Annotated in this window: 26 protein-coding genes; 14 read left to right on the top strand and 12 right to left on the bottom strand. The window is 69.9% G+C overall.

From position 1 onward, the window contains the following. The first annotated feature begins 113 nt into the window (after positions 1 to 113). The 5 genes from AC1DF3_RS27825 to AC1DF3_RS27805 all read left to right on the top strand — a co-directional run bounded on the left by AC1DF3_RS27825 (position 114) and on the right by AC1DF3_RS27805 (position 3984). Complete coding sequence (locus AC1DF3_RS27825; protein ID WP_286536432.1) at positions 114 to 569, top strand: YbaN family protein; 456 nt, start codon at positions 114 to 116, stop codon at positions 567 to 569. 102 nt (positions 570 to 671) lie between these two features. After that, complete coding sequence (locus AC1DF3_RS27820) at positions 672 to 977, top strand: hypothetical protein (RefSeq protein WP_286536433.1); 306 nt, start codon at positions 672 to 674, stop codon at positions 975 to 977. 104 nt (positions 978 to 1081) lie between these two features. Further along, the gene (locus AC1DF3_RS27815; RefSeq protein ID WP_478141532.1) at positions 1082 to 1612 is read left to right on the top strand and encodes a hypothetical protein; all 531 of its coding nucleotides are present in this window, start codon (positions 1082 to 1084) and stop codon (positions 1610 to 1612) included. Continuing rightward, positions 1609 to 2127 (top strand): hypothetical protein, encoded by a 519-nt coding sequence (locus tag AC1DF3_RS27810; RefSeq protein ID WP_478141531.1) that lies wholly within the window; start codon positions 1609 to 1611, stop codon positions 2125 to 2127. Before AC1DF3_RS27815 ends, AC1DF3_RS27810 begins: the two co-directional genes overlap by 4 nt. 165 nt (positions 2128 to 2292) lie before the next feature. Beyond that, entirely contained in the window at positions 2293 to 3984 is a 1692-nt protein-coding gene (locus AC1DF3_RS27805; RefSeq protein ID WP_478141530.1) for a M30 family zinc metallopeptidase, read from the top strand. A gap of 18 nt (positions 3985 to 4002) precedes the next feature. Here the strand turns inward: AC1DF3_RS27805 and AC1DF3_RS27800 are convergent, their stop codons facing one another. The 3 genes from AC1DF3_RS27800 to AC1DF3_RS27790 form a co-directional block, all read right to left on the bottom strand. Continuing rightward, entirely contained in the window at positions 4003 to 4380 is a 378-nt protein-coding gene (locus AC1DF3_RS27800; RefSeq protein ID WP_286536437.1) for a ribbon-helix-helix domain-containing protein, read from the bottom strand. Positions 4381 to 4430: 50 nt separating this feature from the next. Next, positions 4431 to 5009, bottom strand: coding sequence for a DJ-1/PfpI family protein (locus AC1DF3_RS27795; RefSeq protein WP_286536438.1), 579 nt, complete (start codon positions 5007 to 5009; stop codon positions 4431 to 4433). A 91-nt stretch (positions 5010 to 5100) separates the two neighbouring features. Continuing rightward, a complete protein-coding gene (locus tag AC1DF3_RS27790; protein WP_478141529.1) occupies positions 5101 to 5823 on the bottom strand; it encodes a FadR/GntR family transcriptional regulator in 723 nt (240 codons plus the stop codon). Positions 5824 to 5947: 124 nt separating this feature from the next. On the opposite strand from AC1DF3_RS27790, the gene AC1DF3_RS27785 reads away from it, so the two are divergent. Beyond that, on the top strand, positions 5948 to 6832 hold the full coding sequence (locus AC1DF3_RS27785) for a fumarylacetoacetate hydrolase family protein (protein ID WP_478141528.1): 885 nt from the start codon (positions 5948 to 5950) through the stop codon (positions 6830 to 6832). Positions 6833 to 6864: 32 nt separating this feature from the next. Next, on the top strand, positions 6865 to 7848 hold the full coding sequence (locus AC1DF3_RS27780; RefSeq protein WP_286536441.1) for a tripartite tricarboxylate transporter substrate binding protein: 984 nt from the start codon (positions 6865 to 6867) through the stop codon (positions 7846 to 7848). A 30-nt stretch (positions 7849 to 7878) separates the two neighbouring features. Here AC1DF3_RS27780 and AC1DF3_RS27775 read toward each other — a convergent pair whose 3' ends face one another. Together AC1DF3_RS27775 and AC1DF3_RS27770 are read right to left on the bottom strand one after the other, a co-directional pair. Next, positions 7879 to 8061 (bottom strand): hypothetical protein, encoded by a 183-nt coding sequence (locus tag AC1DF3_RS27775; protein WP_286536443.1) that lies wholly within the window; start codon positions 8059 to 8061, stop codon positions 7879 to 7881. Between the two features lie 108 nt (positions 8062 to 8169). Next, complete coding sequence (locus tag AC1DF3_RS27770) at positions 8170 to 8538, bottom strand: hypothetical protein (RefSeq protein WP_478141527.1); 369 nt, start codon at positions 8536 to 8538, stop codon at positions 8170 to 8172. A gap of 209 nt (positions 8539 to 8747) precedes the next feature. On the opposite strand from AC1DF3_RS27770, the gene AC1DF3_RS27765 reads away from it, so the two are divergent. Together AC1DF3_RS27765 and AC1DF3_RS27760 are read left to right on the top strand one after the other, a co-directional pair. Continuing rightward, a complete protein-coding gene (locus AC1DF3_RS27765) occupies positions 8748 to 9350 on the top strand; it encodes a HEAT repeat domain-containing protein (protein WP_478141526.1) in 603 nt (200 codons plus the stop codon). Between the two features lie 70 nt (positions 9351 to 9420). Continuing rightward, positions 9421 to 11766 (top strand): fatty acid cis/trans isomerase, encoded by a 2346-nt coding sequence (locus AC1DF3_RS27760; RefSeq protein ID WP_478141525.1) that lies wholly within the window; start codon positions 9421 to 9423, stop codon positions 11764 to 11766. Here the strand turns inward: AC1DF3_RS27760 and cueR are convergent. Together cueR and AC1DF3_RS27750 are read right to left on the bottom strand one after the other, a co-directional pair. Then, entirely contained in the window at positions 11744 to 12157 is a 414-nt protein-coding gene (gene cueR, locus AC1DF3_RS27755) for a Cu(I)-responsive transcriptional regulator (RefSeq protein WP_478141524.1), read from the bottom strand. The genes AC1DF3_RS27760 and cueR overlap by 23 nt on opposite strands. 2 nt (positions 12158 to 12159) lie before the next feature. After that, positions 12160 to 14403 carry a heavy metal translocating P-type ATPase gene (locus AC1DF3_RS27750; RefSeq protein ID WP_478141523.1) on the bottom strand — a complete coding sequence of 748 codons (2244 nt, stop codon included), beginning with the start codon at positions 14401 to 14403 and terminating at the stop codon, positions 12160 to 12162. A gap of 181 nt (positions 14404 to 14584) precedes the next feature. Here AC1DF3_RS27750 and AC1DF3_RS27745 point away from each other — a divergent pair, with 181 nt between their 5' ends. Beyond that, positions 14585 to 15547, top strand: a complete 963-nt coding sequence (locus AC1DF3_RS27745; RefSeq protein WP_286536449.1) for a cupin domain-containing protein — start codon at positions 14585 to 14587, stop codon at positions 15545 to 15547. Positions 15548 to 15553: 6 nt separating this feature from the next. On the opposite strand, the gene AC1DF3_RS27740 is transcribed toward AC1DF3_RS27745, so the two are convergent. Continuing rightward, the gene (locus AC1DF3_RS27740; RefSeq protein ID WP_286536450.1) at positions 15554 to 16828 is read right to left on the bottom strand and encodes a c-type cytochrome; all 1275 of its coding nucleotides are present in this window, start codon (positions 16826 to 16828) and stop codon (positions 15554 to 15556) included. Positions 16829 to 16836: 8 nt separating this feature from the next. Beyond that, positions 16837 to 17541, bottom strand: a complete 705-nt coding sequence (locus AC1DF3_RS27735; RefSeq protein ID WP_286536451.1) for a c-type cytochrome — start codon at positions 17539 to 17541, stop codon at positions 16837 to 16839. A 108-nt stretch (positions 17542 to 17649) separates the two neighbouring features. Here AC1DF3_RS27735 and AC1DF3_RS27730 point away from each other — a divergent pair, with 108 nt between their 5' ends. After that, on the top strand, positions 17650 to 18333 hold the full coding sequence (locus AC1DF3_RS27730; protein WP_286536452.1) for a DUF1345 domain-containing protein: 684 nt from the start codon (positions 17650 to 17652) through the stop codon (positions 18331 to 18333). 7 nt (positions 18334 to 18340) lie between these two features. On the opposite strand, the gene AC1DF3_RS27725 is transcribed toward AC1DF3_RS27730, so the two are convergent. Genes AC1DF3_RS27725 through AC1DF3_RS27715 form a run of 3 tightly spaced genes read right to left on the bottom strand, consistent with a single transcriptional unit; the run spans position 18341 to position 21371 of the window. Further along, positions 18341 to 19267 (bottom strand): DMT family transporter, encoded by a 927-nt coding sequence (locus AC1DF3_RS27725; protein ID WP_478141549.1) that lies wholly within the window; start codon positions 19265 to 19267, stop codon positions 18341 to 18343. 47 nt (positions 19268 to 19314) lie between these two features. Next, the gene (locus tag AC1DF3_RS27720; RefSeq protein ID WP_286536453.1) at positions 19315 to 19812 is read right to left on the bottom strand and encodes a methylated-DNA--[protein]-cysteine S-methyltransferase; all 498 of its coding nucleotides are present in this window, start codon (positions 19810 to 19812) and stop codon (positions 19315 to 19317) included. Positions 19813 to 19817: 5 nt separating this feature from the next. Further along, entirely contained in the window at positions 19818 to 21371 is a 1554-nt protein-coding gene (locus AC1DF3_RS27715) for a DNA-3-methyladenine glycosylase 2 family protein (RefSeq protein ID WP_286536454.1), read from the bottom strand. Positions 21372 to 21484: 113 nt separating this feature from the next. Between AC1DF3_RS27715 and AC1DF3_RS27710 the strand changes: the two genes are divergently transcribed. The 3 genes from AC1DF3_RS27710 to AC1DF3_RS27700 form a co-directional block, all read left to right on the top strand. Next, positions 21485 to 22867, top strand: coding sequence for a phosphomannomutase/phosphoglucomutase (locus tag AC1DF3_RS27710; RefSeq protein ID WP_286523018.1), 1383 nt, complete (start codon positions 21485 to 21487; stop codon positions 22865 to 22867). A gap of 13 nt (positions 22868 to 22880) precedes the next feature. Continuing rightward, complete coding sequence (locus tag AC1DF3_RS27705; RefSeq protein WP_286536456.1) at positions 22881 to 24236, top strand: 3-deoxy-D-manno-octulosonic acid transferase; 1356 nt, start codon at positions 22881 to 22883, stop codon at positions 24234 to 24236. 199 nt (positions 24237 to 24435) lie between these two features. Continuing rightward, on the top strand, positions 24436 to 25337 hold a 902-nt coding region (locus AC1DF3_RS27700), incomplete at its 3' end, for a catalase (protein ID WP_478141522.1).

The following is a 25337-nucleotide window of genomic DNA, read 5'->3' as shown; positions in this document are numbered from 1 at the left end:
GCTTGCCTGCGCAGGCAACCGAAAGAGGCCAGGGCATTTCGGGGAAGGGCGGATTATAGCAGAGTCGGCTTCGGGTTAACCTCGGGCTTCGATCAATGGCCGGAGGCGATCCGATGAAAGAGGGCAGGCTGGACAGCGGGGACAGGCCGCAGGGCCGCTCCCCGCGCGAGCCCGGACGGCTGCTGAAGCTTTTGTGGCTGGCCGCCGGCTGGCTGAGCCTGGGGGCCGGTTTCGTCGGCATCTTCCTGCCGTTGCTGCCGACCGTTCCCTTCGTGCTGCTCGCGGCCTTCTGCTTTTCGCGCGGCAGTGCGCGCTGCGAGCGCTGGCTGCTCGGGCATCCGCGCTTCGGGCCGTGGATCGAGGACTGGCGCGCGAATCGCGCGGTGCCGCTGCGTGCCAAGCAACTGGCCACGGTGATGATGGCCGTCGGCTCCGTGGTGGCCGGTTTCCAGTTGCCGCCGGCCTGGTGCTGGGTGCCGGCGGTGTGTTGCGCAGCGGTCGCGGCCTGGCTCTGGCGGCTGCCGAGCAAGGGCGCGGCCGCTCCCGCGGACGCTGCGAAGCCACGCTGACAGCGGAAAAAGGGCGCATTTCCAGGGGGAATGAGGTGAAGGCGCATGGTTTTCATGCAGGAGGGCTTGTAACCAAAAGTGTTAGTAGTCATAATGCCTTACATGCACTCCACCCGCTCCTCCCAACTGCAATGGTCCTCCAAGGGACTGCTGGGCATTCTTCGGGCCACCCGGGGGACGCCCGCGCCGCGTCCCGCGCGAACGGTGGAAGACCCGCCGGAGCCCTTGAGCGCCGAGGAGTTGAGCGAGGTCGCCAAGAACTGGCGCAGCCGGTCAGGCCAGGACGAGGGTCGGGCGGACACCGTGGCCCAGGCGCTCGAATCGTTGGCACACCACCGGCGGGTTGCCGCCACGCGCAGCCGCGCCCAGATCGTCGGCCAGCGGATCTCGGCGTTCATGAAGATCTGACCCGAAAGGGGCAGCCCGTCAGGGCGAGAACGAGTTCATTCGCATCCTCAACGCGGACGCTTCCAGCAGACATCGGCACCGGGTCTTCCTAGACTCGTCGGCCCATGATGAAGACGATGAAGAGAAGGGCGGTCGGCTGTCTGCTGGCCGCCGCCGCGCTGTCCACCAGCGGTTGTGGATCCCTCCTGACCGAAAGCGCCTCCGCCGGCGCCGGCATCGCCAGCGGCGCGCTGGCCAATGCAGTCACCGACAACCCCGGCGTGGCGACCGGCATCGGCATCGGCGTGCAGGCGGCGGTGCGCTCCGGGGTGCAGTACTACCAGCGCAAGATTCACGGCGAGGCGCAAGCGCAGATCGCCCAGGTTGCCGGGCCGCTCAAGGTCGGACAGGTCAAGCCATGGAAGACGACGTTGTCCCTGCCGCTCGAAAGCGAGGAGGCCGGTCGCGTCGTGGTCAGCCGGGTCATCAGCACCGGCGAACTCGACTGCAAGGAGATCGTCGTCTCGGTGGAACAAAGCGGTACCGGAGCATTGCCGGCGAGCGAGTTCTACGTGGCCTCGATCTGCCGCAACGGGAGCCGATGGGCGTGGGCCCAGGCCGAGCCCGCGACCGAGCGGTGGGGCTCGTTGCAATGAGGCACGCTTGCCTGGGGACCGCCGCCTGCGTGGTCGTTGCGCTCGGATGCGCAGTCGTCCTGTCGGCCTGCAGTTCGGTTGCCGGCATCACGGGTGCCGTCGCCGGCGTGGCTTCCGGCTCGGCATCCGCGAGTCCGGCCGTGGGCGTGGCTGTCGGCATCGGCGTGCAGGCGGGCATCGATGCCAGCATCAAGCTCGTGCTGCGCCGCTGGAGCCAGCAGGAGCAGGCGCGCATTGCGGACCTGGTCGGCGGCATGGCAGTCGGGCAGCGCGCACCCTGGGAAATTCGTCACGCCGTGCCCTACGGCGACGGCCAGGGCGAGGTGCAGGTGGTGCGCGCGTTCGCCACGCCGCTGGCGGACTGCAAGGAGGCCGTGTTCTCCGTCGAAGACGCCGCTGCCCAGGCCGCCGGGGCGGCGTCGCCGCGCTTCGTCACCACCGTCTGCCGCGGCGACCATGGCTGGAAATGGGCGGCAGCGGAGCCCGCGGTGGCGCGTTGGGGCGCGCTGCAATGAGACATCGCGGGCGAAAGTAAGCATTTCGCCTCACTGTAGTTTTCCGTTCGACGGTCGATATCCAGTTGCAACCCGAGATATCGAGCGCCGACGTGGCGTCCGGTCCTCGGGCTGTGCGGGGTCGAAGCGTTCCTCCTCGCAGAACCGTGCAACGAGGAGTAGAAGATGCGCTGCAGATCACGGGCGGAATCGCCGTGGAGTGCGGCCGCCATGCTGGCGGTCGCCATGTCCCTGTCCGCTTGCGGTGGTGGTGGCGGAGGCGGGGGCGGTGGCGGCATCGCGCTGCCGGTCGCGGCCGCGCCGCCCGCGAAGCCCGCGGATGGCGCACCGGTTTCGACCTCCTGCAGTTCCTGCAGCCAAGTGGAGGTCGCCACCTTTTCAGGTTCGGGGACCAGCATCTGGCAAGGCGTCAACAAGTCGCAGGTCTCGGCGGACGTCCCGGTGTCGATTTCGGGCCTGGACGGCCAGACCGTGACGCTGGTGCTGACCAACGAGAGTGCGGCCGACCAGTCGATGGGCGGCCTTGTGGTGCGATCGAACAGCGAGCGCAGCATCGTGGCCAGCAAGGCGGTCGTGCAGGCTGACGATGGCGCCGAAGCGCAGAACATGGCGATCGGCGAGTTCAATCGGACCGGCTTCGACAAACTGCTCGGTGCGCCGTCGAAGGACGCGATGGCGCTGTCGAAGTCGGTGGCGGCTTCCCCGCCTTATGCCGTCGCCGACCAGCGCCAGATCTACCTGTACGACCATTCGCAGCGAACCGTGAAGCTGGTGACCCAGCGCAGCGCGAGCGACGGCACCATGGTCAACCTCTGGGTCGAAGTCAGCGAACTGAGCCCGTCGCGCATCACGGCCGAGCTGGCCCAGCGCATGGAAGACAAGTTCGCCGCGCCGGGCGGCATCTACGACCTGCTGGTGCGCACCGGTGGTCCGCTGTGGGGGGAGCATCCCTATGGCGAGCTGATCGCGGGCAGCGGCCAGCCGGTGGACATCTTCCTGGTCAACTTCGACGGCAACGGCAAGCCCTACGGCACGATCGGCTATTTCTGGGGCATGAACAACTTCAAGAAGGACGCCGGCGACCGGGCCTGGAGCAATGAATCGCTGAGCCTCTACCTCGATACCGAGTCGCTCTATCTCGACGGTGAAGCCGGCGTGAAGCAGATCGCGACGACCATGGCACACGAGGGCATGCACATGCAGAACTTCTATCGCCGCAGCGTGAAGATGGGTTCGAAATACGCCTTCGCCACCTGGCTGGAAGAAATGTCGGCGCTGATGATGGAGGACTGGGCCAGCTTCAATATCGACCCCAGCCACAACGCGATTCGAGACTCGCGCTTTCCGTACTACCTGGCTTACAACGGCGCCGGCAGCTACAACTGCATGCTGTCCGAGTGGACGCCGATGGGCGCCAACTGCGAGAGCTATGCGCTGAACGGGTCGTTCGGCGGTTTCCTGAATCGCCAGCTGGGCCTCGACTTCTACAAGTCGCTGCTCAACAGCACGGGCATCGAGGACTCGACCGCCATCCTCGAGGCGGCCATCAAGTCGACGCGCCCGGCCTCCGGCACGGGGCAGGAACTGCGCCGGTTCTCGGCCACCGCGGCCGGTGTCATTCCGCTCGGCGCGGGCCTGGCCGAGTACAGCATGCCGGCGCGCAGCGAAGGCGGCTTCAGCCTGCCGGCGATCGACCCGTCGAGCCTCGGCCGCGACAAGCGGGCCCTGCCGCAGGCGGTGCCGGACTGGCTGCGCAAGACGGGCAGCTTTCCGGTGGCGCGCCCCAACGTCAAGGGCACCTACACCGAGACGGTGCGCGTGCCGGCCGGAACCACGCTGTCGGTGGTGGTCAACTAGGGGGACGCCGGGCGCGGGTCAGATCACGGCCCCGACCCGGGCCGGCCGGCCCCAGCCGCGCGGCAGCGCATGCAGCACCGCCCGCGCATCCAGCGAGGCGATCGCCACCCCGGTGTCGGCCGGGATCCGGCCTTGGGCCAGCAGCGCTTCATAGCGAAGCGCGCAGACCCGCAGGAAGGACGCGAAATTGCCGACCTCGCCGCGCGCGGCGACCAGCTCGTCGTAGAGCTTCTCGATCAGCTGCACCACCCCCATGCCGTCGCGCCCGGCGATCTCCTCGAGCACCTGCCAGAACAGGTTCTCGAGCCGGATGCTGGTGACCACGCCATGCAGGCGGATCGAGCGGGTGCGGCTGTCGTAGCTTTGCGGGTCGGCGCTGATGAACACTTCGCACATGGCCATCTCCTGGTGGTGGGGAACGCGTATCGGATGGGACTGTAGTGCCCTCAGCCCTCGATGCGGGTGCCGAGCACCCGAAGGAACTGGGCGATCCAGGCCGGATGCGCGGGCCAGGCGGGCGCGCTGACCAGGTTGCGATCGGTCACGGCCTGGTCGACCGGGATGTTCATGTACTCCGCCCCGGCGAGTTCGACCTCGGGCTGGCAGGCCGGGTAGGCCGAGACCTTGCGGCCCTTCAGCAGTCCGGTGACCGCCAGCAGCTGGGCGCCATGGCAGACCGAAGCCACTGGCTTGTCGGCGGCCAGGAAGTGCCGAGCGATCTCGACCACGCGGGCGTTCAGGCGCAGGTATTCGGGGGCGCGGCCGCCGGGGATCACCAGGGCGTCGTAGGCCTCGGGCCGGACGTCCGAGAAATTCGCATTGAGCGTGAAGCGGTGGCCCGGCTTCTCGCTGTAGGTCTGGGCGCCCTCGAAGTCGTGGATCGCGGTGTGGACCCAGTCGCCGGCCTTCTTGTCGGGAGCGACGGCGTGCACCGTGTGGCCCACCGCCTGCAGCGCCTGGAACGGCACCATGGTCTCGTAGTCCTCGGCGTAGTCGCCGCAGAGCATGAGGATCTTGCGCGTCATCGTTTGTCTCCATCAGGGATTCTGGAGACGCCATTGTTGGGAAGGTCAGGCTGCCGGTGGTAGCAATCGGCTGTGATCCTGCGCTCGGGCGCTACGAACCCAGCAGGTTGCGGCGCACGTGCAGCAGGTGATCCCGGGTGCAGGCCACGGCCCGCGCCAGGTCGCGGTCGGTCAGCGCACCGACCAGCCGGCGGTGTTCGATCTGGTAGGAGCGGCGCCGCTCCGGCGTCAGGCTGTGGCGCTTGAGCGCACCCCAGTCGTCCTGGGCGCGCGCCTGGTTGATCAGCCGGAAGATGTGGGTGACGAGCGAGTTGTGGGCGGCCAGCGCGATGGTTTCGTGCAGTTGACCGTCCCAGAGCTCGAACGCTTCCATGCTGTCCGCGGCCTCCGCCATGTCGCAGCAATGCGCCATCTTCGCGAAGTCGCTCTGGGAGGCGTTGCGGATGATCATCTCGACGATGCTCGGCTCGATGGCGAGCCTGGCCTCCATGAGTTCCGCGGGGCTGACCGAGCCCGAACCGTTCGCCAGCGCCGCGGCCGCTTCAAGGGGCGAACCGTGGCCCAGGCTGTCCGGCGCGAAGTCTTCGCTGACGTAGGTGCCGCTGCCGACGGTCTGGGTGATGAGTCCGGCCGCCTTGAGCTGTGCCAGCACGCGGCGCACGGTCGAGCGGCCGATCCCGAATGATTCGCTGAGCTGGCGCTCGGTGTCGATCCGGTGCCCCTGGCGCCATTCGCCGGACTTGAGCTTGCCCAGGATTGCGTCCCTCAATACCGCCGCGTGGTCCATCGTCGTTCCCTTGAATCGGCGAATCATACCAATTAAGCCCAATTATTCGAGTGCCTTGTCAATAAAGTTCGGCAAAATCCAAGACCAATTTGGTTCTAGAATCAACCAATCGAGCCGAATTGGGTCGGCTCACTCAACCAATTGGAGTGTCATGAAAATCGGACGTGTTTCCCATCAGGGTCGGGTGCGGATGGTGGTGGTCGACGAGGCGAGCAGCAGGGTCGCGTTCATCGGCGGCAGCTTGTCGAACCACCCGAATCCGGTCCAGGCCGTGATAGAGCGCCGCATCACGGCGAGCGAACTCGACGCGCTCAAGGAGGGCGAGGCCTCGTTCTCGGAAGTCGGCTTTCTGGCGCCGATCTCGGTGCCGGTGCGCAACATCTTCGCGGTCGGCAAGAACTACACCGAGCATGCGGCGGAGTTCGACAAGAGCGGCTTCAACGCCACCAGCAGCGGCGCCGCCGCCGTGCCGGCGTTCCCGCAGATCTTCACCAAGGCGACCACCTCGCTGGCCGGCCCGACCGACGACATCCGCTTCGATCCGGCCCACACGGCGTCGGTCGACTACGAGGGCGAGATCGGTGTCGTGATCGGCGCCGAGTGCCGCAACGTCGCCCCGGCCGATGCGCTCGGCAAGGTCTTCGGCTTCATCGCCCTCAACGACGTGACGGCGCGCGACCTGCAGAAGAACCATGCGCAATGGTTCCTGGGCAAGTCGCTCGACACCTTCTGCCCCCTGGGGCCATGGATCTCGACCGCGGACGAATCGCCGGTCGAATCGCTCGAAGTCCGCACCTGGGTGAACGGCGAACTGCGCCAGACCGGCGTGCTGACCGACCTGATCTTCGACGTCCCGACCTTGATCGCGACCTTGTCGAGGGCGATGACGCTGCTGCCGGGCGACATCATCGCCACCGGCACGCCGGTCGGGGTGGGCATCGGCCAGACGCCGCCCAAGTTCCTGCAGGACGGCGACCTGGTGCGGGTGGCGGTCAGCGGACTGGGTGAGTTGAACAACCGCGTGCGCACCCGCTGAGTGGCGGATTCCAAGAACAACGGAGACAACCGATGACCGATTCCAAGAAGCCCTGGGGGCTGCTCGCCCTGGCGGCGGCAGCACTGCTGGCGGCCGCGCCGGCCGGCGCCGAGGAAGCCTATCCCGCCAAACCGATCACGATGATCGTGCCCTTTCCGCCTGGTGGCGCCGCCGACATCGCGGCGCGGCCGGTGGCGGAAGCCATGGGGCGCTACCTGAAGCAGCCGATCGTGATCGAGAACAAGGCCGGCGCGGGCGGCGGCATCGGCATGGCGCAGGTCGCCAAGGCCAGGCCCGACGGCTACACCGTGCTGATGGCCCTGTCCTCGATCGTGGTGCTGCCCGAGGCCGACGCCATCCTCCAGCGGCGGCCGATGTTCGAGCTGTCGCAGTTGCGGCCGGTGGCGCGCTTCACCGCGGACCCGGTGGTGCTGGTGGTCCAGGCCGACAGCCCCTGGAAGGACTTCAAGCAATTCACGGCGGCACTGCGGCAGAAACCGGGCCGCTACACCTTCGGTTCGTCCGGGAACTACGGCACCATGCATGTGCCGGTCGAGCAGATGAAGGCCGCGACCCAGACCTCCATGCTGCACATCCCCTACACCGGCGCCGGTCCCGCGGTGGTGGCGCTGCTCGGCGGGCAGGTGGATGCGGTGGCGACAGGGCCATCGACGGTGGCGGCCCACATCCAGGCTGGCAAGCTCCGTCCGTTGGCGCAGTGGGGCGAAGGGCGCATCCCGACACTGCCCGACGTGCCCAGCCTCAAGGAACTGGGGGTTCCGGTGAGCTACTCGCAATGGACCGGTGTGTTCGTTCCCGCGTCGACGCCGGATGCCGTGGTGGCCAGGCTGCGGGAAGCGGCGAAGTTCGCCGCCGGCGATGCGCGTGCGGCGCAGTCGCTGCAAGCCGCCGGGACCTACTTTCAGTACCTCGATGCGCCCGAATTCGAGCCCTTCGTGACCCGGGACGCGCAGTCGATGGCCAAGGTCGTCCAGCGGATCGGCAGGGTCGAGTAGGGGCCGATCGGCGCCCCTGTCGGCCGCTGCCTATTGCGCGGACGCGACCGAGGTCGTGCCGCCGGTCGGCGTGGTGGGTGCCGCGGCGTCCGCCACGGCGGTCACGGCCTCGACCAGGCGAAGCTCGCCTTTCGCGGCCTCACCGCTGACGATGCCTGCCGCCGATGCCAGGGTCACTGCCCCGGCCAAGATGAAGTTCCATGTCGTGTTCATTGCTGCCTCTGTAGGCATCGATTGTGCGACCGGCAACCGGCGCTGAAACGGCACAAAGAGAACAGCAGTGTTCGCTCGATAGAAACAATGACAGGGTGGCGCGGCGGCTCACTGGGTCGGCGCCGCCGCCAGCTTGGCGCAGGTGTAGCCAGGCTCGACCGAGCGGAAGCGCTCGACCACCATCTGCTCGCGCGCCGGTCCTTCCATGGCTTCGCGCACTTCGAGCCGGCCGTCGAAATTGACCAGCAGCGGGGCCGCGGGCTCCTTGCGCCATGCGAGATAGCTGCGCTGCAGGGCGGCCGCGTCCGCCGTCATCGCCAGCGGCCAGCGCTGGCCGCTGGCGCAATCGGTGAACAGGGCGGCATCCGCGAAGTAGACCAGGTCGCCGCGCCAGTGCGCGGGTTCGGCATGCAGGCTCGCCGCCAGCGAAAGGAGGGCGCCGGCGGTCCAGGCCGCGATCGGGTGGGGTCGGGTCATCCGGGTCTGCCTTTCAGGTTGCGTGCGCAAGGATTTGCGCGAACAGCGCAATTTACCTCCGGGCGCGGACACCGGCGATGCGCGGGAGAATTCGACGGCGCACCGTTGTTGCGGCGCGCCGTCAGGCGGATGATGCCGTTCGAAGGAGGCCAGTCGATGAGACACGGATGGGACCACTGTGCGGCGCCCCGCGCGCTGTCGAACAGGCCATGAGCGCGGCGGCAGGCGATCTCGGGGGGCTCGATGCGCCCGACCCGACCGATCGCGCGCGTGCGCTCGCCACGCTGGTGGTCGCCGGCCGGGCGTCGACGGCGGTGCTGCTCGACGCGCTTGGAAGCGGCGATGCCCGGGTGCGCGAAAAGGCGGCGCAGGGCCTCGCCGAGATCGCCGACCCGCGGGCCGCCGACGCCCTGCGCGCCGCGCTCGCCGACAGCGATCCGCTGGTGCGCGGTCGCGCCGCCCAGGCGCTGGCCGCGATCGGCACGCCCGATTCGCTCGACGCGCTCGCCCGCACCTTCGACGACCATCCCGACGAACTGCGGACCCCGCACACGCTCGCCACCTACGTGCTGATGGCGCGCGGCGCCGATGCGCTGCCGGTGATCGCCCCGCTGCTGGATGCGCCTGCGCCGCTGACCCGCCAGCGCGCCTTCGCGGTGCTGCAGGCGGTGGTCCCCATGCTGCCCGGCGTCGACGAATGGGGCCCGCTCTGGCGCTCGCTCGGCGCCTTCGACCCGAACGACCCCGACGCCGCCGCGCGCAGCGCCGCCGCGGCCCAGTGGCGGCGCTGGATCGAGGCCCGCGAACCCTAGCCATTGCGGCCCACGCAGGCAGGTCGGCGGGTACATTGCGTGATCCACCATCGAAGCCGAAGGCCAACGCATGCGTCGTGTCGCGTCCCTGATCCTGCTGGTCGTCCTGCTCGCCGCCTGCACGACCGTCGCCCTCCAGCGCTTCGACGAACTCTACGGGCCGGCCGACCCGAAACGCTTCGACCACCCCCTGGCCCCGCCGCCCGGCGAGTCGTATGCGCAGACCGTGCAGCCGATCCTCGACCGCCGCTGCGTGGTCTGCCATGCCTGCTACGACGGCCCCTGCCAGCTCAAGGCGACAGCTTGGGAGGGGCTGGCGCGCGGTGCCAGCAAGACCCCGGTGTACGACGCCTCGCGCCTGCTGGCGGCGCAGCCGACGCGGCTCTTCGTCGATGCGCAGCAGCCCTCCGAGTGGCGCGACCTGGGCTTTTTCCCGGTGCTCAACGAGCACACGCCCACGCCCGAGGTCAATCGCACGGCGGGCCTGATGCACCGCCTGCTGATGCTGAAGGAAAAACACCCGCTGCCGACCCGCGGCACGGTGGGTGGCGGGCTCGATTTCTCGATCGACCGCGCCGCGATGTGCCCGGCGGGCGCCGAGATCGACGACTACGAGCGCAAGACGCCGCTCGGCGGCATGCCCTTCGGCCTGCCGGGGCTGAGCCCGTCCGAGCTGGGCGTGCTGACCCGCTGGATCGAGCGCGGCGCACCCTTCGAGGGCGCGCCGGCGCTGCCGCCGCCGGCTCGGCAGCGGATCGCGATGTGGGAGCGCTTCCTGAACGGCGATTCGCTGAAGGAGCGGCTGTTCAGCCGCTACGCCTACGAGCACCTGTTTCTCGCCCACCTGTACTTCGACGACGATCCGCAGCGGCAGTACTTCAAGCTGGTGCGATCGGCGACGCCGCCGGGCGCGCCGGTGCAGCTGATCGCGACCCGACGCCCGGTCGACGACCCGGGCGTCGAGCGCGTCTACTACCGCCTCGTGCCCGAGCGCGAGACCATCGTCGCCAAGACCCACATGCCCTACGCGCTCGGGGCGGCGCGCATGGCCCGCTGGCGCTCGCTGTTCCTCGACGTGCCCTACACGGTCGATCGGCTGCCGGGCTACAGCGCCGACACCGCGGCCAATCCCTTTGCGACCTTCGCCGCGCTGCCGGTGAACGCGCGCTACCGCTTCATGCTCGACGAGGCGGAGTTCACGATCATGGGGTTCATCAAGGGTCCGGTGTGCCGCGGCCAGATGGCGCTCGATGTGATCGAGGATCGCTTCTGGGTGACCTTCCTCGCGCCCTCGGAGGGCAACGACAAGGCACAGGCGGACCTGCTCACGCGCGACGCCAACCTGCTGCGGCTGCCGACCGGCCGCAGCACCGAAGAGGTGGTCACGCCGTGGCTGCACTATGCGCGGCTCGAGAACGAGTACCTGCGCGCCAAGTCGGCGTTCCTGGCCCGCAGCCTGGGCAGCCCGCAGAACCTCGACCTGCGCCTGCTGTGGGATGGCGATGGCCGCAACGGCAACGCCGCGCTCACCGTGTTCCGGCACTTCGACAGCGCCAGCGTGGTCAAGGGGCTGGTCGGCGAGGCGCCGAAGACCGCCTGGGTCATCGGCTATCCGCTGCTCGAACGCATCCACTATCTGCTGGTCGCCGACTACGACGTCTTCGGCAACGTCGGGCACCAGCTCAACTCGCGTCTCTACATGGATTTCCTGCGGATGGAGGGCGAGTTCAATTTCCTGGTCCTGCTGCCGCAGGCACAGCGCATCGCGACCCGCGACCTCTGGTACCGCGCCGACAGCGAGGCCACGCGCGAGCAGGTCTATGGCGGGCCGTCGACCACGCTGGCGCTCGACACCGGCATCCGCTACCAGAGCGCCGATGCCCGGCTCGAACTGCTCGGCATGATCAAGGCGCGGCTGGCGCCGGTGCTGGACCGGGGCTTCGAGCTCGACCGCGCGCCGCCGGACTGGCGGGCGCCGCTGCAGGAACTCGGCGCGGTGCGCGGCGCGTCGCTGCAATGGCTGCCGGAGGATGCCGCACTGGTGGTCGAGGCGCCCGGCGGCGCGCCGGCCACCTTCAGCCTGCTGCGCGACACCGGGCATGCAAGCGTGTCGCACCTGCTCGGCGAGCGCAAGGAGCTTCGTCCCGACGAGAACGCATTGACGCTGGTGCCCGGCGTGATCGGCGCCTATCCGAACGTGTTCCTGCGCGCCAGCCCGGCGCAGCTGCCGGCCATGGCCGAGGCGATCCGCGGCCTGAAGTCCGAGGCGGACTATGCGGCCTTCGCCGAGCGCTTCGCGGTGCGGCGCACCAACCCCGGCTTCTGGACCGTCAGCGATGGGCTGGTCGAGCGCTACCGGCGCGACCAGCCGCTGCAGGCGGGCGTGCTCGACCTCAATCGCTACGAGAACCGCTAGCGCCCAGTTCGTCGAGGATCGGGCAGTCGGGCCGATGGTCGCCATGGCAGCAGTCCGCCAGGCGCTCCAGCGTCCGCTTCATCGCCGTCATCTCCTCGATCCGCCGGTGCAGGTCGGCCGCATGGTCGAGCGCGATGCGCTTGACGTCGGCGCTGGCGCGGCCCTTGTTCTGCCACAGCTTCAGCAGCTCGGCGATCTCGCCCATGCTGAAGCCCAGGTCGCGCGCCCGCCGGATGAAGCGCAGCGTGTGCACGTTGCTGTCGGTGTACTGCCGGTAGCCGGCGTCGGTGCGGGCCACGTCGGGCAGCAGGCCGAGCGACTCGTAGTGCCGCACCATCTTGGCCGACACCCCCGAGCGGGCCGCCGCCTCGCCGATGTTGAAGGGTTCCATGGCTACCGGACCTGTCCTTTCCAGCGCCGCAGCAGCAGCGCATTGCCGACCACGCTGACGCTGCTGAAGGCCATCGCGGCGCCGGCGATGACCGGGTTCAGCAGCCCGAAGGCCGCCAACGGAATGCCGACCACGTTGTAGGCGAAGGCCCAGAACAGGTTCTGGCGGATCTTGGCGTAGGTGCGGCGCGAGATGTCGATCGCATCGGCGACCAGCGCCGGGTCGCCGCGCATCAGCGTGATGCCGGCGGCGTGCATCGCGACATCGGTGCCGGTCGACATCGCGATGCCGACGTCGGCCGCGGCCAGTGCCGGCGCGTCGTTGATGCCGTCGCCCACCATGGCGACGCGCGTGCCGTCGGCCTTCAGCTGTCCGATGATGGCGGCCTTGTCCTCCGGCAGCACCTCGGCGCGCACCGTGTCGATCTTCAGCAGCCGGGCCACCGCCTCGGCGCTGCCGCGGTTGTCGCCCGACACCAGCGCGGTGCGGATGCCTTGCGCATGCAGCCGCGCGATGGCGGCCGCGGCGCTGGCCTTGGGCTGGTCGCCGAAAGCCAGCAGGCCGACCAGGGTGGGGCGGTCGCTCAGGTCGGCCAGCCAGGACACGGTCCGCCCTTCGGTCTGCAACTGCTGCGCCCGCTCGCCGAGCCTGCCCAGCGGCACCGAGAGCTCGCGCATGTAGCGGCCGCTGCCCAGCCGCAGTTCGCGCCCGCCGACCTCGGCCGAAACACCGCGCCCGGCCACTGCGCGCACCGCGTTCGCGCGCCCTGGTTCGATGCCGGCCTCGCGGGCCGCCGCCAGCACCGCGCGGGCGAGCGGATGCTCGCTGCCCGACTGCAGTGCCGCGCTGGCCCGCAACAGGCCATCGCGATTGCCGTCGACCGCCTCGCAGGCCACGAGCTCGGGCCGGCCCTCGGTCAGTGTGCCGGTCTTGTCGAAGGCGACGATGCCGACCCCGTGCGCCACTTCCAGCGCCTCGGCGTCCTTGATCAGCACGCCATGGCGGGCGGCGACGCCGGTGCCGGCCATGATCGCGGTCGGCGTCGCCAGCCCGAGCGCGCAAGGACAGGCGATGACCAGCACCGCCACCGCGTTGAGGATGGCGCTTTCCCACGCGCCGGTGCCGAGGCCCCAGGCCAGGAAGGTCAGCAGCGCGATGCCGATCACCACCGGCACGAAGACGCTGCTCACGCGGTCGACCAGGCGCTGGATCGGCGCCTTCTTCGCCTGCGCCGACTCGACCAGCCGGACGATCCGCGACAGCGTCGTCTCGGCGCCGATCGCGGTGGTTCGCACCAGCAGCAGACCTTCGCCGTTGACCGAGCCGCCGGTCACGCGGTCGTCCACCTGCTTGGCGACCGGCAGCCCTTCGCCGGTGATCAGCGATTCGTCGACGTCGCTCCGGCCTTCGACCACCCGGGCGTCGACCGGCACGCGCTCGCCCGGCCGGATGACCACCAGGTCGTCGATGCGCACTTGCGCCAGCGCGACGTCCTGCTCGACGCCGCCGCGCCGCACGCGGGCGTGCTCGGGGCGCAGCGCGTGCAGCGCGCGGATCGCCTCGGTGGTCTGGCGCTTGGCCCGCGTCTCGAGCCACTTGCCGAGCAGGACCAGGGTGACGACCACCGCCGAGGCCTCGAAGTACAGGTGCGGCGGCATGCCATGGCCGGCATGGGCGAAGAGCAGGTACATGCTGAGCCCGTAGGCGGCGCTGGTGCCGAGGGCCACCAGCAAGTCCATGTTGCCGGCGCCCGCCTTCAGCGCCTTCCAGCCGGCGCGGTAGAAGCGGGCGCCGAGCCAGAACTGGACCGGTGTCGCGAGCACCAGCTGCATCCAGGCGGGCAGCATCCAGTCGCCGCCGAAGAGCAGCCCGGCCATCGGCAGCACCAGCGGCGTCGACAGGATCGCCGCGGTGGCGACTCGCCAGCCTTCGTTGCTGCGGCGCGGCGGCGCGGCCGCGTCCCCGCCATCGTCGGATGTCGGCGCTTCGCCCTCGAGATGCGCCTGTCCGACGCCGTAGCCGGCTTTCTCGATGGCGGCACGCAGGCTGGCGAGCGCCACCGAGCCGTCGGTGTGCACGCTCGCCTCCTCGGTCGCCAGGTTGACGCTGGCCTCGGTGACGCCGGTCACGGCGCCCAGCGCCTTCTCGACCCGTGCCACGCAGGATGCGCAGCTCATGCCCTCGATCGGCAGCGACCATGCCTGCAGGCCGGTCGCGGCGGCCGGCATCGCCAGGGTGGTGTTCATTCGGAAATCCTGTCCTTCACAAGCCGCCTTCGCGGAATGAAAGGAAGTGTCAACCTTACCATGATGGGAGGGTCAAGCGACTGGCGTGCGGATATCTGCCTTTTGGCGTAGTCCAAACAGAAACTAGTAGGTTTTAGTTACAGGACGTATCCTGCTTGCGTCTCGATCCGGAGGTTTCCCCATGGGCGCAAGCGACATCGACAAGATGGCCAACCTGACGACCGATTGCCGCCTGTGGGTGGACGATCCGGCCGGCTTCACCACCAGCAAGGTTGGCAGGCTGCATCACACCTACCACCACCATCCGCTGTTCCAACTCCCCGAACTCGAGGCGCTGGCCGAGGAGTTGATGCCGCTGAAGCAGTGCCGCTTCATCAGGCCGGGCATCAAGCAATCTTCGGCCTTCGCGCATGCGCCGGAGCATCCTGAGGGGCGCAGCATCGCCGAGGTTTTCCGGCGCATTGAGGAGCCGGGCTCCTGGATCGCGCTCTACAACGTCGAGGTGATTCCGCGCTACAAGGCCCTGCTCGAGAACATCCTGGGCAATGTGCAATCGGTCATCGACCGGGAGCAGCCCGGCATGTTCCTGGTGACCGGCTTCATCTTCATCTCGGCGCCGCCTTCGGTGGTGCCCTTCCACATCGACCGCGAGAACAATTTCTGGCTGATGCTGCGGGGACGCAAGGTGATGAACGTCTGGGACCGCACCGACCGCGTGGTGGTGCCGGCCAAGACGGTGGAGGACTACATCGTCGCCCACGTGGCGCGGGACGTTCGCCTGAAGGACGGCTTCACCGAGCGCAGCCACGAGTTCGAGACCCGGCCGGGCGACGGCGTCTACTTCCCGAGCACGTCGCCACACATGACGCGCACCGATCCCGGCTGGGCCGAGGCCGGGGAGGGCGTTGCGGTTTCGGTCGGCGTCAACTTCTATACCTCGGTCACGCGCCGGACGGCGCGCCTGCACCAGGTCAACCGCCTGCTGCGCAAGTGTGGGCTGTCGCCGAGCTATCCCGGAGAGTCGCCGCGGGTCGATGCGATCAAGGCGCCGATCGGCAGGCTGGTCGGCGCCACGCGCTGGAAGCTCACGCAGCTGCGCAAGCCCGAGAAAAGAGGCGAGCTGCCGCCCCCCGGCTCGTTCTGAGCGGGTTCAGCGGCGCAGCATTTCGCGCCCGCCGACCGCCGGCGCGTCGTTGCCCCACGAGCCGCGCACGAAGGTCAGCACCGCGGCGACCTCGTCGTCGTCCAGCGCCTGGTTGAAGGGCGGCATGCCGTAGGGGCGCGGGTTGCCCGCGGTGGCCGGCAGGAAGCCGCCGTGGCGCACCACCTGGATCAGGTTGGCGGTCGATGCCATGAGCACGGCCCGGTTGCCGGCCAGCGGGGGATAGGCGCCCAGGGCACCCTGGCCGACGTCGCCGTGGCAGTAGGCGCAGCGCTGGTCGTAGATCTTGCCGCCGCGTTCCATCACGCGGGCGTCGCGGCGGATCGGCGCCCCGCCCGCCGTTGCCGCCTCCGACGCCGGCAGCGCCTTCAGGTAGACGGCCATCGCGTGCAGATCCGCTTCGTCGAGGTACTGGGTGCTGCGGAAGACCACGTCGGCCATCGGCCCCATGACCGAGCCGCGCGCCGAGGTCCCGGTCTTGAGCAGCGCCACGATGTCGCGCGGGTCCCAGTCGGCGACGCCGGCTTCGCGCTTCGAGGTGAGCGAGGGCGCATACCAGTTCTCGACCGGGATCAGCCCGCCCGAGAGGCCGAGCTTTTCTTCGGTGGCGCCGAGCACGTTGCGCGTGCCGTGGCAGGCGATGCAATGGCCCAGGCCCTCGACCAGGTAGGCGCCGCGGTTCCATTCGGCCGGCCGCGCCGGATCGGCGACGAAGCCGCCCGGCGTGAAGGACAGCGCCCGCCAGACCGCCAGCGCGGCCTGGGTGTCGTAGGGGAATCGCAGCTGGTGCGCCAGGTTGGGCGTCGGGGCGGGCGCGACGCTTCGGAGGTAGGCGAAGAGGGCGTCTGAATCCTCCCGCGTCACCCGCGTGAAGTTCGGGTAGGGGAAGGCGGGGTAGAGCAGGCGCCCGTCCTTCGAGCGGCCGTTGTGCATCGCGCGCCAGAAGTGCGCGGCATTCCAGCTGCCGATGCCGGCCTGGGGGTCGGGCGTGAGATTGCTCGAGAACACCGTGCCGAACGGCGTCTCGATGCCGACCCCGCCGGCATAGGCGGCGCCGCCGCGGGTCGTGTGGCAGCCGGCGCAGTTGCCGGCCAGGGCCAGGTAGCGGCCGCGCTCGACCTGCGCCGCGCTTGGCGTGACCGGGGCGGCGGCCATATCGGCGGGCAGCGGATCCTCGCCGCGCGTGTTGAGTGCCACCACGGCCACCACGCACAGCAGGGCGAGGCTCGCCAGGACGGCCAGCAGGATGAGGAGACGTCGCATGGCGGGCTTCATCGGTCCAGGGCGCTGCAAGGGATCGGCAGGGGGCCCGGGAGGGTGGCCGCCGGATGGCTGTCGGCCGGCACCGGCTGCAGCGCCAGCCAACTGGTCACGGCATTGATGTCGGCGGTCGTGAGTTTCCTGCCGACCTCGGCCATGCAATCGGGCGCCAGCGCGTGGCGGTCGTTGGTGAGCCAGGCGCCGAGCTGGGACGAAAGATAAAGGCGCGGCAGGCCGAGCAGGCCGGGGATGCCCGGCAGGACGCCGGTCAGCGCCTGGCCGTGGCATTGCGCGCAGGCCGGGATGCCGCGCGTCGCGTCGCCCTGGTAGGCCAGCGCCAGCCCGCGCGCCAGCATCGCGGGGGTGGCGTCGGTCGCGGCCGGCGTCGGCGGGTAGGGCAGGTCGAGCCCGGCGAAGTAGGCCGCGAGCTCGCGCAGGTAGGCGTCCGACAGGTGCTGCACCATGTGCGTCATGTCGGTGTTGAAACGGCGGCCGTCCCGAAAGCTGCGCAGCTGGTTGAACAGGTAGACCTCGGGCTTGCCCGACAGGCGCGGGAAATAGCCGTCGGCGCTGGCGCCCTCGCGGCCGTGGCAGGCGATGCAGGCCGCGGCCCGCTGGGCGATGGTGTCGGGAACCTGCATCGGGGGCGTGGCGGCGGATGCCGCCAGGCTCCAGGCGGCAAGCAGCAGGCTTTGCAGGAGGCGGGGGATTTTCATGCGTGGCGCTTTGATTCTCAGCCCCCGACTGTCGGCGATCGGCGCCCAAAAGAACAGGCTCAGTGCGACGCCAATCGATGGGATCAGTTGAGCCGCTACAGTCGGTGCATGCAATGGCGATACCTTCAGATGCCAGGGTGGCTGCGGCTGCTGTGCGGCGCCGCGGTGGGCGTGGCGGTCGGCTTCGGGCTCGGCCTGCTGCCGAAGCCGATCGATGGCGTCGCGCGGGGGCTGCTGGGCTGGTGCGTCGGGGCCGCGGCCTACCTGCTGCCCGCCTGGTGGCTGGCCGAGACCTGCGACCCCGATCGCACCCGCGCGCGGGCCCAGGCGCAGGACCAGCCCAGCGCCCTGATCCTGGCCATCATGGTGAGCGTGATCGGCGTCAGCATGGTGGTGATCGCCATGCTGCTGCAGAGCGTGCCGCAGCTGAGCGGCGCCCAGCGCATCGGACATATCGCGCTGGGCCTGGTGGCGCTGACCGGCTCGTGGCTGATGATCCATACGATCTACGCCTTTCACTACGCGCACCGCTACTACCAGGCGGAACTCGCGCCGAAGCCGCAGGGGCCGGGCCTCAAGTTCCCGGGCAAGCTGCCCCCCGACTATTTCGACTTCCTCTATCACTCCTTCGTGGTCGGCATGACCTCGCAGGTGTCGGACGTGCAGGTGACCTCGCACGAGATGCGCCGCATCACGCTGGTGCACGGCGTGCTGTCGTTCGGCTTCAACATGCTGGTGCTGGCGCTGTCCATCAACGTCGTGGCCTCGTCGATGCAGGCCGGCGCGGGGTGACGCCGCGTCAACCGGCGGCCACGCGGCGACGGCCCAGCTTGACCAGTCCGGTCGATAGCGCGACGCCGCAGACGATCACCAGCGCGCAGACCAGCATCCACTGCGTGATCCGCTCGCCCAGGAACACCGCGCCGTAGAACAGCGCGAACACCGGCACCAGGAAGGTCACGGTCAGGGCGCGTGCCGGGCCGGCCCGCTCGATCAGGCGGAAGAACAGGACGTAGGCCAGGCCGGTGCAGGCGGTGCCGACCGCCACCAGCGCCAGCCAGGCCTTGAGGCTCGGCATCTGCGCCGGCCACAGCCAGACTGCGGGCAGCACCAGCGCCAGGGTGGCGCCGACCTGGCTGCCCGCAGCGGTCGCCATCACCGGCACGCCGGTCAGGTACTTGCGCGTCAGGCTGGCCGAGAAGGCATAGCAGATGCAGGCCGCGAGGCAGGCCGCGATGGCCCAGCGCGCGGCGCCCTCGTCGGCGCCGGAATGGAAGCCGGCGGTGCGGCCGGCCAGCATCGCCACCCCGGCGAAGCCGATCACCAGGCCGAGGATGCGCGAGCCGTCGGGCCGGTCCTTGAACCAGCCCCAGGCGACCAGCGCGCCGAACATCGGCACCGTGGCGTTGATGACCGCCGCCAGCCCGCTGTTGAGGGTCAGCAGCCCGAAGGCGAAGAAGGCGAAGGGCAGGCCGGAATTGAGGACGCCGATGCCGAGCGCGGGCTTCCAGTGCTGCTTGAAGGCCGGCCATTGGCCGCGCAGGAACATCAGCGGCAGCAGGCACAGCATCGCGATCCCGACCCGCACCGCGGCGGTCGGCAGCGCGCCGAACTCGGCCGCGCCGATGCGCATGAACAGGAACGATGCGCCCCACAGCGCGCCGAGCAGCAGCAGGTCGACCAGCCAGGCACGGCTCGCGGTCGGGGGGCTGGTGGTCTGGCTGATCGTGGGAGTCGCCGCGGTCGTTCCGCCTGCCGTGCATTCGCCTTCGCTCACAGAGCCCCTTCCAGTTCCAGCAGCGCGGTCTTGCGCTCGAGCCCGCCAGCATAGCCGGTGAGCGAACCGTCGGCGCCGAGCACCCGGTGACAGGGCACGATGACGCTGATCGGGTTGCGCCCGACCGCCGCGCCGACCGCGCGCACCGCGGCCGGCTTGCCGACGCCGGCGCTCAGCGCGCCATAGCTGGTGGTCTGGCCGGCCGGGATCGCGCGCAGCGCCTGCCATACCGACTGCTGGAAGGCGGTGCCGTGCGACAGGTCCAGCGGCAACTCGAAACTGTCGCGGCGGCCGGCGAAATAGTCGTCGAGCTGGGCCGCGGCCTGGCGCAGCACCGGGTGGGCATCGTCGGTCACCCAGCCGCGGGTGTCGGGCCAGTGGCGCTGGTGATCGAACCAGGCGCCGGCCAGGCCCTGGTCGGTGGCCGCCAGCGTGATGCCGCCGAGCGGGCTGTCGATGTGGGTAGTGAAGAGGGTCGAGGTCTTGAACTTCATGGCAGTCAGGCGATGGCGCCGGTGCGGGTTCGGGGTTCTTCGGCGGGCGCAGCGGCTTTCGGGGCGGACGTGGGGCGGTGCCAGGCGCGCAGCACGGCATAGCCGCGCCACGGCCGCCAGGCCTGCGAGGCGTCGGCCGCGGCGCGCGCCGAGCCGACGCCGAGGGCTTTCTGCAGCGCCACGTCGCCGGCCGGGAAGGCATCGGGCCAGCGCAGCGCCCGCATCGCGATGTATTGCGCGGTCCAGTCGCCGATGCCCGGCAGCGCCTGCAGCGCCGCCAGCGTGGTCGGCACGTCGGCGCCGGCGTGGAGCGTGAGCCGGCCGGCGAGCATCTCTTGCGCCAGCGCGAGCAGCGCGGCCTGCCGCTGGCGCACGATGCCGAGCCGGCCGAGTGCGTCGCCGCTGGCGCCGGCGATGGCCGCCGCCGTGGGGAACAGGCGGTCGAGGCCGTCGATCGGCGTCGCGATCGGCTCGCCGAAGGCCTCGACCAGGCGCGAGCCCAGCGTGCGCGCGGCAGCCACGGTGATCTGCTGGCCCAGCACCGCGCGCACCGCGAGTTCGAAGCCATCGACCGTGCCGGGGACGCGCAGTCCGTCGCCGTCGGGAAAGCTGGCGTGCAGCACGCTGTTGATCACCATCGGCTCGGCATCGAGGTCGAACAGCGCTCGGACCCGGCTGATGACCGTCGGCAGCACCGCGGCGAGCGACTCGCCGACCTGCAGCAGGACCTGCTCGCGCGCGGGGTCGAAGCGCAGCTGAAGCCAGCCCGCGTGGCTGCGGCCGGCCTGGGCGACGCGCAGGGTCCGCGCGAACTGGGACTGGCCGGCGCGCTCGGTCATCTGCTCGACGCCGCGCAACGCCCGGCGGCCGAAAAAGCCGAGCATCGCCTCGCTGTCGCAGGGCGGCCGGTAGCCGAGCCGCACGCTGACCGAATCGCCTTCGCGCCCGGCGCTGGCGGCGCCGGCGCGGCGCAGGGCGCTCGGGTTCAGGCCGTAGTGGGCGACGAAGGCGGCGTTGAAGCGGCGCACGCTGGCAAAGCCGCTGGACATCGCCACCTGCGTCATCGGCAGGCGGGTGTCGGCGATCAGCTGCTTGGCGGCCAGCAGGCGGCGGGTCTGCAGGTATTGCAGCGGCGAGACGCCGAACTGGGTCTCGAAGATGCGGCGCAGGTGGCGATCGCTGACGCCGAGCCGGGCCGCGATGCGCGCGGCGCCCGGTCCGTCGTCGCTCCAGGCGTCGGGCTCGTCGATCAGGCGCGCGGCCTGCAGCGCCAGGATGCGCGAGGCGTCCTCGGTCGACCAGCTCGCGGCCCGCGGCGCCAGCTCGGGACGGCAGCGCAGGCAGGGCCTGAAGCCGGCCGCCTCGGCCTGCGCGGCATGCCTGAAGAAACAGCAGTTCTCGCGCCGCGGCAGCTTGACCCGGCAGACCGGCCGGCAATAGATGCCGGTCGAGGTCACGCCGGTGAAGAAAGACCCGTCGAAGCGTGCATCGTGCGCCTTCATGGCCAGGTAGCAGGCATCGCTTTCGAGTCCGGCGGAAGGGGCGGGGGCGGCTGGCATGCGGAGATGATAGGGCTGCGCTTTGAGCAAGAGTAGCCGTTTCCGGACATCTGGCTCGCTGGGGCCATGCCTACAATGTTCGACGTTTTAGGAACTTTCAGGGGATATCCTTCATGCAGCTCAGTGCGTCGATCTTCAAGGCCTATGACATCCGCGGCGTCGTGCCCGCCACGCTCGACGCGGAAGTCGCCGAGGCCCTCGGCAGGGCCTTCGGCAGTGCGGCGCGCGCGGCCGGCGAGACGACGGTGGCGGTGGGGCGGGACGGACGCCTGTCGGGCCCGGCGCTGGCCCAGGCACTGATCCGCGGCCTGGTCGCCACGGGCATCGAAGTCATCGATGTCGGTGCGGTGACCACGCCGATGCTCTATTTCGCGGCCCATACGCTGTGCCGCAGCGGCATCCAGGTGACCGGCAGCCACAACCCGAAGGACTACAACGGCTTCAAGATGGTCCTGGCCGGCCGCGCCATCTACGGCGACGAGATCCAGGGCCTGCGCCAGGTCATGGAGGCGGGCAGCGCGGCATTGGCCGATGGCGGCAGCGTGCGCAAGGTCGACGTCACCGAGGCCTACACCCGGCGCATCGTGGGCGACATCAAGCTCGCGCGGCCGCTGAAGATCGTGGTCGATTCGGGCAACGGCATCGCCGGCGCGTCGGCACCGGCGATCCTGCGTGCCATCGGCTGCGAGGTCACCGAGCTGTTCAGCGAAGTCGACGGCAATTTCCCCAACCACCATCCCGACCCGAGCAAGCCCGAGAACCTCAGGGACCTGATTGCCGCGCTGAAGGCCGGTGACGCCGAACTCGGCCTGGCCTTCGACGGCGACGGCGACCGCCTGGGCATCGTCACCAAGGACGGCAGCAACATCTACCCCGACCGCCAGATGATGCTGTTCGCGCAGGACGTGCTGTCGCGGGTGCCGGGCGGCACCATCGTCTACGACGTCAAGTGCTCGCAGCGCCTGGGCCCGGCGATCGCCGCCGCGGGCGGCCAGCCGCTGATCTACAAGACCGGCCATTCGCTGATCAAGGCCAAGATGAAGGAGATCGATTCGCCGCTGGGCGGCGAGATGAGCGGCCACATCTTCTTCAAGGAGCGCTGGTTCGGCTTCGACGACGGCACCTATGCCGGCTGCCGGCTGCTCGAGATCCTGAGCAAGAGCCCGAACGCGAGCGACGTGCTCAACGCGCTGCCGACCAGCTTCTCGACGCCCGAGCTCAACGTTGCCTGCGCCGAGGGCGAGCCGCATGCGGTGGTCGCCAAGCTGGTCGAGAGCGCGAAGTTCGCGCCGCCGGCGCAGGTCTCGACCATCGACGGCGTGCGGGTCGACTGGCCCGACGGCTTCGGCCTGGTCCGGGCATCGAACACGACGCCGGTGCTGGTGCTGCGTTTCGAGGGCCAGACCGAGGCCGCGCTGCACCGCATCGAGGGCGAGATGCTGGCGCTGCTGCGCAGCGTCAAGCCCGACGCGAAGCTGGCCGAGGCCGCGCACTGAGGCCGGCCCGAGCGTGCGTTCGCTGCTGCTGCGCCTCTACGGCGCCTTCACCACCCTGGCCCAGCCGCTGGTGCGGCGCAAGCTGCGGCGCCGCGCCGCGGCCGAGCCCGGCTACGCGCACGCCGTCGAGGAGCGCTTCGGCCACTACGACGCCGAGGCCGTCGGCACCGGCTGGTGCTGGATCCATGCGGTGTCGCTGGGCGAGGCGCGGGCCGCCGGCATCCTGATCGAGGAACTGCGCCGGCAGTACCCGGGCATTCCGATCCTGCTCACCAACGGCACCGCCACCGGTCGCGAGGAGGGCGCCAAGCTGCTGCAGCCCGGCGACCTGCAGGTCTGGCAGCCCTGGGATTCGCCGGGCGCCGTGGCCCGATTTCTCGATCGCTTCCGGCCGCGCATCGGCGTGCTGATGGAAACCGAGGTCTGGCCCGAGATGACCGCCGCCTGCACCGAACGCGGCATTCCGCTGGTGCTGGCCAATGCGCGGCTCAACGAGAAGTCGCTGGCCGGGGCCGAGCGGCTCGCCTGGCTGGCGCGGCCCGCTTACTCGGCGCTGGCCGCCGTGTGGGCCCAGACCGAGGCCGATTCGCATCGGCTGGTGTCGCTGGGCGCCAAGGTCGCGGGCGTCTACGGCAACCTCAAGTTCGACGCCACGCCGGACATGCGGCAGCTCGCCGCAGCGGCCAAGCTTCGCGGGCAGCTGCCCAAGCCGATCGTGGTCTTCGCAAGCTCGCGCGATGGCGAGGAACGGCAGCTGCTCGAGGTGCTCAAGCGCTTCGGCGCGCTGGCGCCGGTGCCGCCCGAGCAGGAGGCCGTCCGTTCGATCGCCCGCCGCGTGCACGACGTGCAGTGGATGATCGTGCCGCGGCACCCGCAGCGCTTCGACGAAGTCGCGGCGCTGGTCGAGTCGCATGGCTTCGCGGTGGCGCGGCGCAGCGCCGCCGGCGCTCCGGCCGAGTCCGAGATCTGGCTCGGCGATTCGCTGGGCGAGATGGCGCTCTACTACGGCCTGGCCGATGTCGCGTTGCTTGGCGGCAGCTTCGAGGCGCTGGGCGGCCAGAACCTGATCGAGGCCGCGGCCTGCGGCTGCCCCGTGATCATGGGTCCGTCGACCTTCAACTTCGCGGAGGCGGCCGAGCTGTCGCTGGCGGCCGGTGCCTCGCAGCGGGTGCCGGACATGGAGCACGCCGTGACGGCGGCGCTCAAGCTGACCGAGAACCCCGAGCGCCGCGAGGCGATGTCGCAGGCCGCGCTGGCCTTCGCCAACGCCAACCGCGGGGCGGCCGAACGCACCGCCACGGCACTGCTGGCGATCGCGGAGGCGGCCTCGCCGGTGGGCGAGGAGCGGGCGGAGCCGCGGCTGGAGTAGGGACAGGCCGTTTGCGGCAAGGGCCTTGCCGCAAGCGGCCGGCCGGTTTCTTGAAAGGGTTGCCCGGTCGGCGCGCGCTGTGGTGACCGATCCCGGAATACGTGTCCCGCCGCCACGCAGGACCCGGTGATGCGGCGCTCTCCTACGGGAACGGGATTTGACGGCGCCTAGGCTCGCGCTCTCATTGAACGAGACCGCCATGGCCAAAAAACTTCCCTCCCCCTCAGCCGAACTCGACGCCGCGCGCGCCGCGGCACGAAACACCGACAGCGGTCCTGCCACGCCCGCTCCGCCCGCTGCGGGCAAGGGCGATCCGCCAGCCCAGAGGGCGATCGACACCCAGGCTCTCGCCGACGGCATGCCGGCCAATCCGAACAAGTCCCTGGAATATGGTGAAGCAAACGCACCGACGCCGCCCGTCGGCGCCAGAGTGAGCCCGCCTTCGAGATTGCCTACCGGCAGCACGTTGTCCGAACGGAACTTCTCCGGCAAGACCGGCACTGTCGCGTTGGAAGGCGTCAACGCCACGATCGACACCCTCGATCGCGTTCGCGTGGACGCCGGTGGACAGCAACTGACCACCAACCAGGGCGTTCCGATCGCCGACAACCAGAACTCGCTCAAGGCAGGCGCGCGGGGCCCGGCCTTGCTCGAGGACTTCATCCTGCGAGAGAAGATCACGCACTTCGACCACGAGCGAATTCCCGAGCGCATCGTTCATGCGCGGGGCTCCGGCGCACACGGCTTCTTCGAATGCTACGAGCCGCTCACGCGATACACCAAGGCCGCGCCCTTCAAGGAAGCTGGCAAGGTCACGCCGGTGTTCGTGCGGTTCTCCACCGTTGCGGGCGAAAGGGGCTCCAAGGACACGGCGCGCGATGTGCGCGGCTTCGCGGTCAAGTTCTACACCGACGAAGGCAACTGGGACCTGGTCGGCAACAACATGCCGGTCTTCTTCATCCAGGACGCGATCAAGTTTCCCGACCTGGTGCATGCGGTCAAGCCCGAGCCGCATCACCAGATGCCGCAGGCGGCCAGCGCCCACGACACGTTCTGGGATTTCGTCTCGCTGATGCCGGAGTCAACGCACATGCTGATGTG

The sequence above is a fragment of the Variovorax sp. 10N432 genome (assembly GCF_056394465.1).
Note: the sequence above shows the minus strand (reverse complement) of the source record. Positions and strands in the feature narration are given on the sequence as shown.